12 protein-coding genes are annotated in these 14,579 nt (G+C 74.8%); 10 read left to right on the top strand and 2 right to left on the bottom strand.

Translation table 11 applies throughout. The features are described from left to right. The first annotated feature begins 15 nt into the window (after nucleotides 1-15). From ACZ7KX_RS35380 to ACZ7KX_RS35360, 5 genes are read left to right on the top strand one after another with little or no spacing between them, the layout of a single operon-like run. The gene (locus tag ACZ7KX_RS35380) at nucleotides 16-1,179 is read left to right on the top strand and encodes a DegT/DnrJ/EryC1/StrS family aminotransferase (RefSeq protein ID WP_470330095.1); all 1,164 of its coding nucleotides are present in this window, start codon (nucleotides 16-18) and stop codon (nucleotides 1,177-1,179) included. After that, the gene (locus ACZ7KX_RS35375) at nucleotides 1,176-3,062 is read left to right on the top strand and encodes a beta-galactosidase trimerization domain-containing protein (RefSeq protein WP_470330094.1); all 1,887 of its coding nucleotides are present in this window, start codon (nucleotides 1,176-1,178) and stop codon (nucleotides 3,060-3,062) included. Before ACZ7KX_RS35380 ends, ACZ7KX_RS35375 begins: the two co-directional genes overlap by 4 nt. After that, a complete protein-coding gene (locus ACZ7KX_RS35370) occupies nucleotides 3,059-3,937 on the top strand; it encodes an amidohydrolase family protein (RefSeq protein ID WP_350523423.1) in 879 nt (292 codons plus the stop codon). Before ACZ7KX_RS35375 ends, ACZ7KX_RS35370 begins: the two co-directional genes overlap by 4 nt. After that, entirely contained in the window at nucleotides 3,934-4,977 is a 1,044-nt protein-coding gene (locus ACZ7KX_RS35365; protein WP_350523422.1) for an alcohol dehydrogenase family protein, read from the top strand. The genes ACZ7KX_RS35370 and ACZ7KX_RS35365 overlap by 4 nt, the downstream gene beginning before the upstream one ends. Then, nucleotides 4,974-8,138, top strand: a complete 3,165-nt coding sequence (locus ACZ7KX_RS35360) for an amino acid adenylation domain-containing protein (RefSeq protein WP_470330093.1) — start codon at nucleotides 4,974-4,976, stop codon at nucleotides 8,136-8,138. The genes ACZ7KX_RS35365 and ACZ7KX_RS35360 overlap by 4 nt, the downstream gene beginning before the upstream one ends. Nucleotides 8,139-8,155: 17 nt before the next feature. On the opposite strand, the gene ACZ7KX_RS35355 is transcribed toward ACZ7KX_RS35360, so the two are convergent. Further along, a complete protein-coding gene (locus ACZ7KX_RS35355; RefSeq protein ID WP_470330092.1) occupies nucleotides 8,156-8,941 on the bottom strand; it encodes a thioesterase II family protein in 786 nt (261 codons plus the stop codon). A 140-nt stretch (nucleotides 8,942-9,081) separates the two neighbouring features. Here ACZ7KX_RS35355 and ACZ7KX_RS35350 point away from each other — a divergent pair, with 140 nt between their 5' ends. Then, nucleotides 9,082-9,942, top strand: coding sequence for an iron-containing redox enzyme family protein (locus ACZ7KX_RS35350; protein WP_350523419.1), 861 nt, complete (start codon nucleotides 9,082-9,084; stop codon nucleotides 9,940-9,942). Continuing rightward, nucleotides 9,939-10,340: a Rieske (2Fe-2S) protein gene (locus tag ACZ7KX_RS35345; RefSeq protein WP_470330091.1), complete on the top strand. Its 402-nt coding sequence runs from the start codon at nucleotides 9,939-9,941 to the stop codon at nucleotides 10,338-10,340. Before ACZ7KX_RS35350 ends, ACZ7KX_RS35345 begins: the two co-directional genes overlap by 4 nt. 58 nt (nucleotides 10,341-10,398) lie before the next feature. Here ACZ7KX_RS35345 and ACZ7KX_RS35340 read toward each other — a convergent pair whose 3' ends face one another. After that, complete coding sequence (locus tag ACZ7KX_RS35340) at nucleotides 10,399-11,373, bottom strand: hypothetical protein (protein ID WP_470330132.1); 975 nt, start codon at nucleotides 11,371-11,373, stop codon at nucleotides 10,399-10,401. Between the two features lie 112 nt (nucleotides 11,374-11,485). Between ACZ7KX_RS35340 and ACZ7KX_RS35335 the strand changes: the two genes are divergently transcribed. The 3 genes from ACZ7KX_RS35335 to ACZ7KX_RS35325 all read left to right on the top strand — a co-directional run bounded on the left by ACZ7KX_RS35335 (nucleotide 11,486) and on the right by ACZ7KX_RS35325 (nucleotide 14,449). Next, entirely contained in the window at nucleotides 11,486-12,199 is a 714-nt protein-coding gene (locus ACZ7KX_RS35335) for a sugar phosphate nucleotidyltransferase (RefSeq protein ID WP_350526549.1), read from the top strand. Nucleotides 12,200-12,514: 315 nt separating this feature from the next. Further along, nucleotides 12,515-13,360, top strand: coding sequence for a hypothetical protein (locus ACZ7KX_RS35330; protein ID WP_470330090.1), 846 nt, complete (start codon nucleotides 12,515-12,517; stop codon nucleotides 13,358-13,360). Nucleotides 13,361-13,465: 105 nt separating this feature from the next. After that, nucleotides 13,466-14,449 (top strand): ATP-binding cassette domain-containing protein, encoded by a 984-nt coding sequence (locus ACZ7KX_RS35325; protein WP_470330089.1) that lies wholly within the window; start codon nucleotides 13,466-13,468, stop codon nucleotides 14,447-14,449. Nucleotides 14,450-14,579 lie beyond the last annotated feature (130 nt).

Here is a 14,579-nt window from a genome sequence, read left to right as displayed (position 1 = left end):
GGATGGTGGATAGAGATGTCCGACTGGAAGGTAAACCTGTACCGGCCCCGGCTCGGCGACGCCGAGTTCGACGCCGTGGCCGCGGTGATGCGCTCCGGCTGGCTGTCCAACGGGCCCGTGACCCGTGAGTTCGAGGAGGCCTTCGCCCGGACGGCGGGCATCGAGGACGCGGTCGCGGTCAGCAACGGCACGGCCGCCCTGCACCTGGCCTTCCTCGCCCTGGACCTGGGCCCCGGCGACGAGGTCGTCCTCCCGTCGCTGAGCTTCGTCTCCGCGGCCGCCGTGGTCACCCTGTGCGGTGCCACCCCGGTCTTCGCCGACATCACCGGCCCGGACGACCTGTGCGTCGACCCCGCCGACGTCGCCGCCCGCATCACCCCCCGGACCAAGGCGATCGTCGCCATGCACTACGGCGGACACGCGGCCGACCTGCCCGCGCTCGCCGCCCTGGCCCGCAAGCACGGCGTGGCCCTCGTCGAGGACTCCGCGCACGCCCCCGCGACCCGCTCCGCGCACGGCGTGCTGGGCACCGTCGGCGACATCGGCTGCTACAGCTTCTTCGCCACCAAGAACCTCGCCACCGGCGAGGGCGGCATGGTGGTCGCCCGCGACCCCGAGGTGCGCGAACGGATCCGCCGGCTGCGCTCGCACGCGCTCACCGTCAGCGCCCAGGACCGCCACCGCGGCGGCCCCTCGCTGTACGACGTCGACTCCTTCGGCCTCAACTACCGCCCCACCGAGCTCGGCAGCGCGATCGGACTCGTCCAGCTGGCCGACCTGCCGCAGCGCCAGGTCCGCCGCCAGGAGATCGTCACCCGCTACCTCAAGGGCCTCGCCGGCACCGAGGGCCTCGGCCTGCCCTTCCACGACCGGCCCGCCGAGCTGGCCGCGCACCACCTCTTCGCGGTGCTGCTGCCGGACGGCGACGCCCGCGGCGCGATCCAGGACGCGCTGCGCGGGGCCGGCGTCCAGAGCGGGGTGCACTACCCGCCCACCCACCTCTTCACCGCCTACCGGGAGCGCTTCGGCCACCGCGAGGGCGACCTCCCGGTCACCGAGGAGGTGATGGACCGTCAACTGTCGCTGCCGCTGCACGTCGACATGACCGACGACGACACCGACCTGGTGGTCCAGGCCCTCCGGGACGCCCTCGCCGACGCCCCCGGGGCCGGCGCGTGACCCCGAACCCCGCCCACCGCTACACCCTCGTCGACGGGGGGTTCCGGCGGGACGGCGCGCCGTACTTCAGCGTCGGCTTCAACTACCACCCCTCGCCCGCCGGTTGCGACTACTGGCGGGACTGGGACCCGGAGCGCCTCGACGCCGACTTCGCCCGGATGGCCGAACTCGGCTTCAACACCGTCCGCTTCTTCGTGTTCTGGGCCGACTTCGAGCCGGAGCCCGGCGTCTACGACCCGGTGGCCACCGAGCGGCTGCGCACCTTCGGCTCCCTCGCCGCCCGGCACGGCCTGCAGTGCCTGCCCTCGCTGCTCACCATCTGGATGAACGGGCAGCGCTTCGACCCGCCCTGGCGGGCCGGCCGGGACCTCTGGCACGACCCGGAGATGACCGCGCGCCAGCTCGGCTTCGTCCGGCACGTCGTGACGGCCCTGGGCGGGTCCGCCGACGTCCTCGCGTACGACCTCGGCGACGAGGTCATCCACGTCGACCAGGCCGCCTCCGGCGCGCTCGGCCCCGAGGGGGTCCGCCGCTGGTGGGGCCTGCTCGCCGACGCCGTCCGCGAGGCCCACCCCGGCGCGCTGGTCCTGCAGGCCAACGAGGCGTCCGCGGTCACCGGCACCCACGCCTTCCGGCCCGAACACGCCGAGCCGCTCGACCTGGTGGGCCTGCACGGCTTCCCGGTGTGGAGCCCGTTCCACGTGGAGTCCGTCGCCGCCCCCAAGGCCGGCGCCCTGGTGCCCTACCTGGTCCGCCGCGGCCGGGAGCACCGGCCGGTGCTGGTCGACGAACTCGGCAGCTACGGCTGCGACGAGGAGACCGCCCGGGACTACCTGCGGGTCGCCGCCCACGCCGCGCTGGCCGCCGGGGCCTGCGGGGTCATCGTCTGGTGCTGGCAGGACTTCACCACCGAGGCCAAGCCGTACGCGCTGCGCCCCAACGAGCGGTTCGTCGGCCTGCTGCGCGCCGACGGCACGCCCAAGCCGGCCATGGCGGCCTTCCGGGAGTTCGCCGGCCGGGCGACCGGCGAACTGGCCGGCTTCCGGCCGCTGCCGGCGCCCGTCGGCGTCCACCTGCCCGAGCACCGGGAGGAGGGCGACGCCGGCTACCTCGCCTCCGGCGGCTCCGACGCGGCGGCCGGCTTCTACGCCGCCCAGCTGCTGCAACGCGCCCACCTGCCCTACGAGTTCACCGCAGGCCCGCCGGTCGCGCCCGGCACCCCCGGTGGCCACCGGCTGCTGATCTGCCCCTCCGTCCGCCACATCACCCTCGACGGCCAGCGGGCGCTGGCCGACTACGTCGAGGCGGGCGGCGTCCTGCTCTACACCGGCGGCGACCTGCTGCACGGCTTCGGCGGGGAGGAGCTGTTCGGCATCCGCATCACCGACTTCACCCTGCGGGCCGAGGACGCCGACTCCTTCACCTGGCAGGGCACCCGCTACCCGCTGGTGCGGGAGGCCGGCCAGCTCCCGGTGCTCGCCGCGACGACCGCCACCGTGCTCGCCGCCTTCCCCGACGGCTCGCCCGCGCTCACCCGCCACCGCTACGGCCGGGGCGTCGCGTACCACCTCAACGCCCCGTTCGAGCAGCAGCTCAACGCCCCGCACCGGCTGGACGAGGCGCCCTGGCACCGGCTCTACGCCGACGTCGCCGCAGCCGAGGGCCTCACCGACGAGCTCGTCACCGGGCCCACCGTCGACAGCCCCGAGGTCGAGGTCGGCGTCCTGGGCCGCGGGGACGAGCGGTGCGCGCTGGTGATCAACCACGCCCCCCGCCCGGTCCGCACCACCCTGCACCACGACGGCCGGGCCGAACTGCTGGACCTCGGCCCCAAGGCCGTGCACCTGGCCACCTGGACGGAAGGACGGAGGGCCGGCGCGTGATCATCGACGCCCATGTCCACGCCGGCGAGTACTACCGGCACTACACCGCCTCCTTCGCCGAGGAGATGATGGCCACCACCGGCATGCCGCCGGAGGCCCTGACCGCGCCCGAGACCGCGCTGCTCGCCCACATGGACGAGGCCGGTGTGGACCGGGCCTTCCTCCTCGCCTTCGACGTCCGTCGGATCGAGGGGTTCAAGGTCCCCAACGAGTTCGTCGCCGACATCTGCGCCCGCCACCCCGACCGGTTCACCGGCTTCGCCTCGGTCGACGCCGGCACGCCCGGCGCCGCCGCCGAACTCCGGCACGCCGTCACCGAGCTGGGGCTGTCCGGGCTCAAGACCGCCCCCTGCTACCTGCGGATGTCACCCGCGGACCCGCTCTGGAACGACGTCTACGAGGTCGCCCAGGAACTGGACGTCCCGGTCCTCGTGCACACCGGCTACACCCCGGCGAAGAAGGCCGACCCGCGGTACTTCTCCCCGCGGCTGCTCGACCGGGTCGCCACCGACTTCCCGGGCCTGCGGCTGATCCTCGCCCACCTCGGCACCCCCTGGACCGACACCGCGCTGGACCTGATGTCCCGCCACCCCCGGGTGTACGCGGACCTGTCCATCTTCAGCTGGTACCGGCCCGCCGCCACGGTCGCCGCCGCCCTGGCCAAGGCCCGCGCCCTCGGCGTCCTGGACCGCCTGCTGTGGGGGACCGACCACCCCTTCTGCACCATGACCGACTCGGTGTCCCGGATGCGCGAACTCGCCACCGACGACTCGCTGTGGCCCGACGGCACCGCACTCACCCCGGCCGAACACGCCTCCCTGATGGGCGGCGCGGCGGCCGGGCTCCTCGCCGAGACCAAGAGGGGGCTCCTGTGAAGACCCTGCAATGGCACGCCCCCTACGACGTACGGGTCGTCGACGCCCCCGTCCCCACCCTGACCGCCCCGGGCGACGCCCTCGTCCGGGTGGTCCGGTCCGCCGTCTGCGGCACCGACCTGCACCCCTACCGCGGCGAGATCCCCGGCTTCACCCCCGGCACCGTCACCGGCCACGAGTTCACCGGCGTGGTCGAGGAGACCGGCCCCGCGGTGCGCGGCTTCCGCCCGGGCGACCGCGTGGTGGCCTCCGACGTGATCGCCTGCGGCGGCTGCTGGTACTGCCTGCGCGGCTGGCACTACCAGTGCGCCGAGGTCGGCCTGTTCGGCTACGACACCGTGGTCGGCAGCACCGCGGTGGCCGGCGGCCACGCCGAGTACGTCCGGGTCCCGTTCGCCGACACCGTGCTGTCCGCGATCCCCGACGAGGTCTCCGACGAACAGGCCCTGTTCGTCGGGGACATCCTGGCCACCGGCTACGCCGCCGCCGACCGCGCCGGGATCCGGCCCGGCGACGTGGTCGCCGTGGTCGGCTGCGGCCCGGTCGGTTTGATGGCCCTCAAGGCCGCCCAACTGATGGGCGCGGCACAGGTCCTGGCGATCGACCCGGCCGAGAGCCGGCGGGCGGCCGCCGCGGCCCAGGGCGCGGTGCCGCTGGACACCGGCGACGACCTCGCCGAGCGGGTCCGCGCGCTGACCGAGGGGCGCGGAGCCGACGTCGCCCTGGAGGCCGTCGGCGTGGACGCCTCCCTGCGCAGCGCGCTGGAGATCGTCCGGCCGCTGGGCACCGTGTGCGCCGTGGGCGCGCACGCCTCGGAGGCCATGCCGATGCCCACCGGCCTCGCCTTCGGCAAGGAACTCACCCTCCGGTTCGCCGTCGGGGACCCGATCAGCTCCCGCGACGGGCTGATGCGGCTGATCCGCACCGGACGCATCGACCCGACGTTCCTGATCTCCCACCGGCTCCCGCTCGCCGAGGCCGTGGAGGGCTTCAAGCTGTTCGACGCCGGCCACGCCACGAAGGTGGTCCTCGTCCCGTGAACCCCCTCCACCTCCCCGCGGACGGGCCGGCGACCCTCCCCGCCCTGCTGGCGGAACGGGTCCGCCGCACGCCCGACGCCCCCGCCCTCGACTGTGGCGGCGCCCGGCTCAGCTACCGCGAACTGGACCGGCGGGCCGGGCTGCTGGCCCGCCGGCTGCGCGGCGCGGGCGTCGGTCCGGACGTCCCGGTCGGCATCCACCTGCACCGCTCGGTGGAGCTCGCCGTCGCCCTGCTCGCCGTCCTGAAGGCCGGCGGCGCGTGCGTGCCGCTGGACCCGGGGTACCCGGCCGAGCGGCTCGCCTTCGTCCTCGGCGACGTCGGCGCCCCGGTCCTGCTCACCACCGCGGGCCTCGCCGACCGGCTCCCCGGGCACACCGCCCGCGTCCTGCTGGTCGACGGGCCCGCCGAGGACCCGGCCGACGAGGCCGGCCGGGGCCCGGCCGAGTCCGGACTCCACCCCGAGCACCTGGGCTGGATCGCGTACACCTCCGGCTCCACCGGCCGCCCCAAGGGCGTCCCGCTGGGCCAGGCCGCGCTGGCCGCGCTGGCCCTCGGCATCGCCGACCGGCTGGAGCTGACCCCGGCCGACCGGGTCCTGCAGTTCGCCTCCATCGGCTTCTCGGTGGCCGCCGAGGAGGTCCTGTCCACCTGGGCCGCCGGCGCCTGCCTGGTCATGGACCCGGCCGAGGAACTCGCCGACAGCGCCCGGCTGCTCGCCCTGATCGAGCGCGAACGCGTCTCGGTGCTCCAGCTGACGCCGTCCTACTGGTACGAGTGGCTGCGCGAGCTCGACCGCGGGCAGGGGCCGGTCGCCCCGCCCTCGCTGCGGCTGCTCGTCGTCGGCAGCGAACCCGTCGCCGTCGACCGGGTCGCCGACTGGTGCGCCACCGGGGTCCGTCTGGTCCAGGAGTACGGCGCCACCGAGGCCACCGTCTCCCAGCTGCTGCACGAGACCGCGGCCGGCCCGCAGGAGATCCGCGGCTGGGACCGGCTGCCCGTCGGCACCCCGCTGCCCGGGGTCCACGCCCACGTCCTCGACGACCGGATGCGGCCGGTGCCCGACGGCGACCCGGGGGAGCTGTACCTCGGCGGCCCCGGGGTGTCCCGGGGCTACCTCGGCCTGCCCGCCCTGACCGCCGACCGGTTCCTGCCCGACCCCTTCACCGACCGGCCCGGCGGCCGGATGTACCGCACCCGCGACCTGGCCCGCCGACTGCCCGGCGGCGCCCTGGAGTTCCTCGGCCGGATCGACTACCAGCTCAACATCCGCGGCATCCGGATCGAGCCCGGCGAGGTCGAGAACGCCATCGGCCAGTTCCCCGGCGTCCTGGAGAGCGCCGTGCTCGCCCGGCCCGACGACACCGGCGCCGAGCAGCTCGTCGCCTGCGTGGTGTGGGCGGGGGCCCCGCAGGTCCGGGCCCTGCGCGCCCGGCTGCGCGAGGTGCTGCCGCCGGCCCTGGTGCCGGCCCGGTTCGCCGCCCTGGACGGACTGCCGCTGAACGCCAACGGCAAGGTGGACCGGCGCGCGCTGCGCACCCTGGAGCTCGACCTCGCCACCGGCCGGTCGGACGCCGGCGCGACCGCGCCGCGGACCCCGCTGGAGGCCGAGCTCACCGAGGTCTGGGAGGAGGTCCTGGGCACGGCGCCGATCGCCGTCGACGACGACTTCTTCGAACTCGGCGGCGACTCGCTGACCGCCGTGCGGCTGGCCGCGGCCTGCCGCGCCCGGCTCGGCGCGGACGTCCGCCAGCGCACCCTGTTCCAGGCGCCCACGGTGGCCGCGCTCGCGGCGGAACTCGAACGCGCCGTCCCGCCGGCCGGGACGGCAGCCGCACCGGGGGCGGCCGGCGCAGAACCGGCCGGGCCCGCCCCGACCTCCTACGCCCAGCAGCAGATGTGGCTGCTGCACAAGCTCGCCCCCGGCTCACCCCGGTTCAACGAGCCGGTGGTGCTGCGGATCGCCGGACCGCTGGACCGGGCGGCGCTGCACACGGCGCTCGGCGGCCTGGTCGCCCGGCACGGCGCCCTGCGCACCGTGTTCGCCACCGAGGACGGCCTGCCCGTGCAGATCCTGCGGGAGCCGTACCGGCCGGACCTCCCGCTGCTGGACCTGACCGGCCGCGGCGAGGAGGCGGTGGCCGGGGCCGTGGCCGGGCTGGTCCGCGAGCCGTTCGACCTGACCCGGGGCCCGCTGCTGCGGGCCACCCTGGTCCGGCGCGCGGCCGAGGACCACCTGCTGGTCCTGGTCCTGCACCACATCGTCTTCGACGGCCGCTCGATGGAGGTCCTGTTCGACGAGCTCGGCCCGCTGCACGCGGCCGCGGCGGCCGGCACCGACGCCGACCTGCCGGCCACCGCCCCGGAGTACCGGGACTGGGCCCGCGAGCAGCGCCGGCAGGCCGCCGAGCAGGGCTACGATGCGCAGCTGGCGTACTGGCGCAAGCAGCTCGCCGGCGCCCCGGAGACCACCCGGCTGCCGGTGGCCGCGGACGCGTCGGCGCCCGCCCCCGGCCGCGGCGCGGTGCACACCTTCGCGGTGCCCGCACCGCTCACCGCCCGGCTGCGGGAGCTCGCCGGCGCCGAGCGGGCCACCCTGTTCATGGTCCTGCTGAGCGCCTTCCAGGAGCAGGTCCACCGCGCCTCGGGCGCCCGCGACCTGGTCGTCGGCACCCTCACCTCGGGCCGGGACCGGCCCGAACTGGACGGCGTCGTCGGGATGTTCGTCAACACCCTGTGCCTGCGGACCGAGCTGGAGCCGCAGCGCTCCTTCCGCGACCTGCTCGCCCGGGTGCGCCGGACCGTGGGCGAGGCGCTGGCCCACCAGGACGTGCCCTTCGAGCGGGTCGTGGAGGAGCTGCGGCCCGCCCGCGGCCGCGGGCACAGCCTGTTCTTCCAGCTGATGTTCACCTTCGGCAGCACCCCCGCCCGGGGGCCCGAACTGCCGGGGACGGTCACCACGGTGGTGCCCTGCGACACCGGCACCGCGAAGTTCGACCTCAGCCTCGCGCTGGACGAGGACGGTGCGGGCGGCCTCACCGGCCGGCTGGAGCACGACCTCCACCGGCTCGGCCCGGACGCCGCCCGGGACTTCGCGCACGGCTACCTCGCCCTGCTGGAGCGGGTCGTGGCCGACCCCGGCCACCGGGTGGGTGCCGGATGAGCCGCACCGCGCCGCCGTCAGGCCTGCGCGCCGTCCGCGCCGGGCAGCCGGCGGGCCACCTCGGCCAGCAGCGCCCGCTCGTGCTCGCGCAGGTAGAAGTGGCCGCCGGGGTACGTCAGCACCTCGTGCCCGGCGTTCGTGACCTCGGCCCAGCTGTCCAGCTCGGCCACCGGGCAGGCCGGGTCCTGCTGCCCGCCGAACACGGTGACCGGCACGTCCAGCAGCTCGGTGGGCGCGGCCGGCTGGTAGCGGTCCAGCATCGTGTAGTCGGCGCGCAGCGACGGCATCAGCAGGTCCCGCATGTCCGGGTGCTCGTAGACGTCGGCGTCGCTGCCGGACAGCGCCCGGACCACGGCGATCAGCGAGGCGTCGTCCAGGCCGGGCCGGCGCCGGCCGCCGTAGCCCACGTGCGGTGCGCCGCGGCCCGACACCAGCAGCCGCGCCACCCGCTGCCCGCCGTCCCGCTGCAGGTTGCGGGCGACCTCGTAGGCGACCGCCGAGCCCATGCTGTGCCCGAACAGCACCAGCGGCAGGCCGGTGTGGGCCTTGAGGGCCCGTGTCGCGGCGTCGGCCAGCTCCGGCAGGGACTCGAAGCAGGGCTCGGCTATCCGGTTCTGCCGCCCCGGGTACTGCACGGCCAGCACCTCGACGCCGTCCGGCAGTTGCCGCGGCCAGTCCAGGTAGCTGGTCGCGGAGCCGCCCGCGTGCGGGAAGCACACCAGCCGCACCCGGGCGCCCTCGACCGGATAGCGCCGCAGCCAGGGATCGGAGTTGTCCACCTTCGGACGCCGTGCCACGACCATGACCGCCCCGTTCCGGCCCGCGTCCCGCAGCCCCCGGTGGGCGGGAGGACGGCCGGCCACTTGATCAACGGCGTCACCCTACCAACCGGCGACGTCCCGCCGACCGGTGACCTTCGCCCCGAGCCGACCTGGAGCACCGCATGACCACGGCCCCGACCGACAACCCGACACCCTGCACGGTGATCGACCAGAAGCGCCTGTACGACCTCTACACGAGCGTCCCGACGGCGGCCGAGTACCAGGAGATGGTCGGGATGGAGGAGCGCTGGATCGGGGCGATCGCCGAGGGCCACCGCCGCACCGCCCCCGGGTTCGCCTCGCACACCGAACTCCTGCGGGAGCTGTCCGGCTTCCTGGCCCGGGAGGGCGCGGTGGCCTCCGACAGCCACCGCTTCCTCGCCGAGGAGGCGACGATCGACCAGTTCCGGGTGGTGGTCTCGGAGTTCGCGATGGACGGGCTCACCGAGTCGCTCAACCTGCTGCCGGTGGTCCCGCGGCTGCCCTACAAGGCCGGCATGGCCGTCTTCCGCGTGATGGTGGACGAACTCGGCTGCGGCAACGACGACCAGGCGCACTCGGAGCTGTACCGCGAGCTGCTGCGCGAACTGGACCTGCCCACCGAGGTGGAGGCGTACCGGGCCGGCTCCAGCCCGCAGAGCCACGCCTACGTCAACATGTTCCACTGGCTGGCCTCGCGGGCGGACACCCCGGAGTACTTCCTCGGCGGCTACGCCTACTTCGAGGCCAGCGTGCTGTACGGCTTCCGCAGCTTCGCGCAGGCCGCCCGGCGGCTCGGCCTGAAGTCGGGGAAGTACTACACCGAGCACCTCTACATCGACACCTACCACAGCAAGCAGATGCGGGTGGCGATCCGGGAGACGCAGACGGCGCAGGGCCTGGACCTCGCCAAGGTGTGGGCCGGCGTCGAGCTGACCAGCGCCGTCGTCGGCGACGCGACCGAGACGGCGATCGCCCTGGCCCGGGAGGCGGGACGCGCATGACCGTGACCGTCACCGACGACACCCCGGACACCCCGGACACGCCGATCACCGCGGACGCGGTGGCGGACCTGCCGGACCGGGAGGCCGCGCAGGACCCCCGGGTCCAGCAGGTCAGCGAGCGGCTGATCCTCGTCGAGGCGGGCGGCCGGCGGCTGATCACCGACGCCGCCTGCCCGCACCGCAAGGGCCTGATGCGCTACGGCCACCTGGACGCCGACCGGATGCTGATCCGCTGCCCGCTCCACCACTCCGCCTTCGACCTCCGGGACGGCGGGCGCCGGGTCGCCGGCCCGGCCTGCGCCGCGCTGCGGATCCTCGCGGAACTGCCCGAGGGCGCACCGGTGCCCCCGGAGTCCGAGCTGCGCCGCCTGGAGGGCCGGCTCGATGCGGCGGACTGACCCCGGCCGCGCGGCGGCGGACCGGCCACCGGCCGGTCCGCCGGGCCGGGCGGCCGGCTCAGCCCGCGGCGACCGCGGCGGCGGGGCGGCCGTCCTGCCCGGCCAGTTCCGCGACCAGGGCGGCCCGCAGCTCCTCGTAGGTCGGTGCCAGCGCGCGCAGGCCCGCGATCACGGCGGCGTCGTCCTGGACGACCAGCGGGTACTGGAGCCCGCCGAGGATCCGGGCCTGCCGGCCCAGCACCTCGGCCGCGGTGCGGAAGCCGATCCCCGCCAGGGCGGTGGAGGCGTCCGACAGCCGACGGGCGCCGGCCCGGACCGAGAACTTCTCCATCACCTGGCGGATGTCCGGGTCCAGGCCCTCGGCCACCTGCTCGGCCAGCCGCTCCAGTCCGGCGGCGGTGCCGAGCGAACCCGGCGGCATGTCGGCGGCGCCGGTGCTGCGGCCCCGCAGCAGCTCCACGGCGTGCGGCAGCGAGGCCCGCAGGGCCTCGGCCACGGTGGTCTCCCGGACCCGGGTGAAGCCGGTGCGCAGCACGAACGGCCGCTCCACGTAGTCGATCTTCTCCGCCTGCCAGGCGGCCAGGAAGGCCGGCACCGGCAGGGTCGCCCAGGGGTGGCCGTGCGGGTCGTGGAAGACCACGGTGTCCCCGTCGACCGCCATCACCAGCACGTAGTGGTCGGCGCCGATCGCCTCGCCGGAGCCGGGCTGCTGGAGCAGCAGGCCCATGTCCAGCGGACCGGCCAGCGCCGGGCCCTCGGCGACGGCCGCGCGCAGCCGCGCCTCGGCCTCCTCGGGGTCGTCGCCGTCACTGCGCCGGCACTCCCAGCCGAGCAGGCCGATCGCCGCGTCCAGGCCCTGCTCGGGGTCCCAGCCGAAGGGATCGAAGAACGGCAGCACCCCGTCGATCAGCTGGAAGCCGAACGGTGACCCGGTCAGCACCTCCAGCACCGGCGTGCCGGGCGCGCCCGGACCCAGCGCCATGGCGAGCGAGTTGGAGAAGCAGTACGGGCCGGAGCCGATGTAGGGGAACAACACGACCTCATCACATGGAACTTGACAGCACGTTCCCGCTCACCTTAGGCACCCGCGGCTGACCTCCACCACTCGGCACGAAGCACACCACCCCAGCGGAAGGGACTCGATCATGCACGCTTTCATCATGGCCGGCGGCAAGGGCGTCCGGCTGCGGCCCTACACCACCGCGCTGCCGAAGCCCCTGGTCCCGATCGGCGACCAGCACGCGATCCTGGAGATCGTGATGCGTCAGCTCTCGGCGGCCGGCTTCACCCGGGTCACCCTCGCGATCGGACACCTCGGCCACATCATCCGCGCCTACGTCGGCGACGGCACCCAGTGGGGCCTGGAGGTCGAGTACGCGGTGGAGGACAGCCCGCTGGGCACCCTCGGTCCGCTGGTCATGATGCGGGACCGGCTCCCCGAGCACTTCCTGGTGATGAACGGCGACATCCTCACCTCGCTGGACTACGCGGCGGTCCTGGAGCGGCACCGGACGTCCGGCGCCCCGCTGACCGTCGCCACCCACAACCGCCAGGTGAACATCGACTTCGGCGTGCTCACCACGGACGACGGCCGGATCACCGGCTTCCGGGAGAAGCCGAGCCTGGCCTACCAGGTGTCCATGGGCGTGTACGGCCTGAGCCGCGCGACGCTGGAGGGCTACACGCCCGGTCTGCCGCTCGGCTTCGACGAACTCGTCCTGGACCTGCTGGAGCGCGACACCCGCCCGGCCACCTACGAGTTCGACGGCTACTGGATGGACATCGGCCGCCCCGAGGACTACGACCGGGCGAACACCGAGTTCACCACCCACCGCGACCTGCTGCTCGGCAGCCGCTGACCCGCCCGTCCCCGGACCGCAATCCTCCCCGAACCGCACGCCGCGCCGCCCGACGGATCCACGGGCGGCGCGGCGTTCCCGTTCGCGCCGGCCGGGCGCGCGGAATTCGCCGAAGCGCCCGCGAGGTGGTGCATTTGCTTTGGCGTGCAACTGTTTGACCGGCTCGAACAGCGGCTCCTAGGGTGAAGTCCATGGAGAGAACGGGGGCTCTCGGCGGTTGCCGTGCCTCGAAGGCGGCCGCGTTGCGTTTGCCATGACCGGCCGGGCCTCATGCCCTCCTGAACGGACGTTGCGAGTCAAGCATCAGGGGGAAATGTGACGAGTACGCCTGTCAATGATCCGTCCGCCGTCATCACCGTGCCCGCCGGGCCGATTCCGCCGTCCGAGCAGGCGGCGAGAAAACCGTCCAGCGGGGAAATCGAGAGCATGCTGCTGGAGGCCCGCCGGCTCGTCGAGTTCGCGGTCGACCGGCACCGCAGCGAAGGACGGCTGCTGACCGCGCTGGGGCCGGAGGAGGGCACGGAGACCGCCGAGCACCTGGTCGCTTCGGCCACCCGCTCGCTCGCCGTGGTGCTCTCGGGGCACCACGACGAGGAGATCACCCGGCTCGTCTCCTGCCTGGGCCGGGCCGCGGCGCGCGGGGTGGACGTCCGGCTGCTCGCCGGGGTCGGCCTGCTGGAGAACCGGCTGCTCCTCGAACGGCTGGACAAGTACGCCGCGGGCGTCGAAGTCCGCCTGGTGGGCGCGGCGTTGCAGGACATGGTGCTCGCCGACGGCCTGGTGAGCGTCGTCTGGTCGCGCACCGCCGGGCCGTCCCGGGAGGCGGTCCTGATGCGGGCCCCGGCCGTCCTGCGCAACCTGCGCACCCTGTTCATGACCTCCTGGAACGGCAGCGCCCCGCTCGCCGACCACCGGCGGCTGAGCGACCGCACCCGCAGCGCCATGGCCCGGCGGATCCTGCTCGCACTCAGCTCCGGACGCACCGACGAGGTCGCCGCCCGGGAACTCGGCATGTCCGTGCGCACCTACCGGAGGAACGTCGCCGAGATCACCCGCGAACTCGGCGCGAACTCGCGATTCCAGGCCGGCGCCCGCGCGATGGAACTCGGCCTGCTGCCGCCGGCGACCGCCGAACACCACCCCACCCGGGCCGCCGGATGAATGGCAGCTTGCTGTAGCGCTCCTTGCCGCGGAAAGGCCGAGGAATGTACGAATTCTGGTGCCCCCGATCCGTACCCGCCCGCTCTCTGCGAGGAATGACATCCGGTGAACAGCGTGATGATCGAAGCGATAGACGTGAGCCGGTCCTTCGGCAGCACACAGGCGCTCGGCGGAGTCAGTTTCGGGATAGCGAAAGGGCAGGTGCTCTGCCTGCTCGGGCACAACGGAGCCGGCAAGAGCACGCTCGTCAGCATTCTGTCCACGGCGCTGCCCCCCAGTTCGGGCACGGCCAGGGTCGCCGGGTACGACGTGGTCCGGGAGGCCCGTGAGGTCCGCCGCCGGATCGGGCTGACCGGTCAGTTCGCCGCCGTCGACGAGAGCCTGTCCGGCCGGGAGAACCTGGTGCTCGTCGCCCGGCTGCTCGGCGCGAGCCGGGCCGAGGCCCGGGCCCGCGCGGACGAACTGCTGGAGACCTTCAGCCTCACCGGCGCGGCGGACCGGACGGCGGGGACGTACTCGGGCGGGATGCGCCGCCGCCTCGACCTCGCCAGCAGCTTCGTCGGCCACCCGCAGGTGCTCTTCCTCGACGAGCCCACCACCGGGCTCGACCCGGTCAGCCGCGGCGGCCTGTGGGACCTGGTGCGCGCCTGCGTCGCCGAGGGCACCACCGTGCTGCTGACCACCCAGTACCTCGAAGAGGCCGAGCAGCTGGCCGACCGGGTCATCGTGCTCGGCCAGGGCCGGACCATCGCCGACGGCACCGTCGCCGAACTCAAGGGCCGGCTGGGCGGCAGCACCGTCCGGGCGCAGCTCGCCGAACCGGCCCGGGCGGCCGCCGCGCTCGACGCGCTGCGCCGGGCCGGTCTGGAGGCCCGCGCGGGCGAGGCGGACGGCGCGGTCGTCGTGCCCGTCGGCGAGTCCACCGCACTGGCCGTGGTCGTCCGCGCCCTGGACGAGGCCGACCTGGGCATCACCGGGATCTCGCTGACCGAGCCGACCCTCGACGACGTCTACCTGGCCCTGGCCGAAGGCGCCGCGCCGCTGCCCGACCGGGCCGACCCCCGGACCGGCGTCCCGGTCCCCTCCTGATGGCGGGCTCCCGGCCGCGGGCCGCGCCGACCGGGAGGCCGCACCCGTGAACCTGTGGATCCTCTACCGGCTCGCACACCCAACCCCTGTCCTCGTCGGCCCGCCCCGGGATGCCGGACCGGGCACGCCG

It is taken from the genome of Kitasatospora sp. NPDC038210 (genome assembly GCF_055600605.1).
The sequence above is the reverse complement of the archived record's forward strand: the minus strand, read 5'-3'. Positions and strand labels throughout refer to the sequence as shown.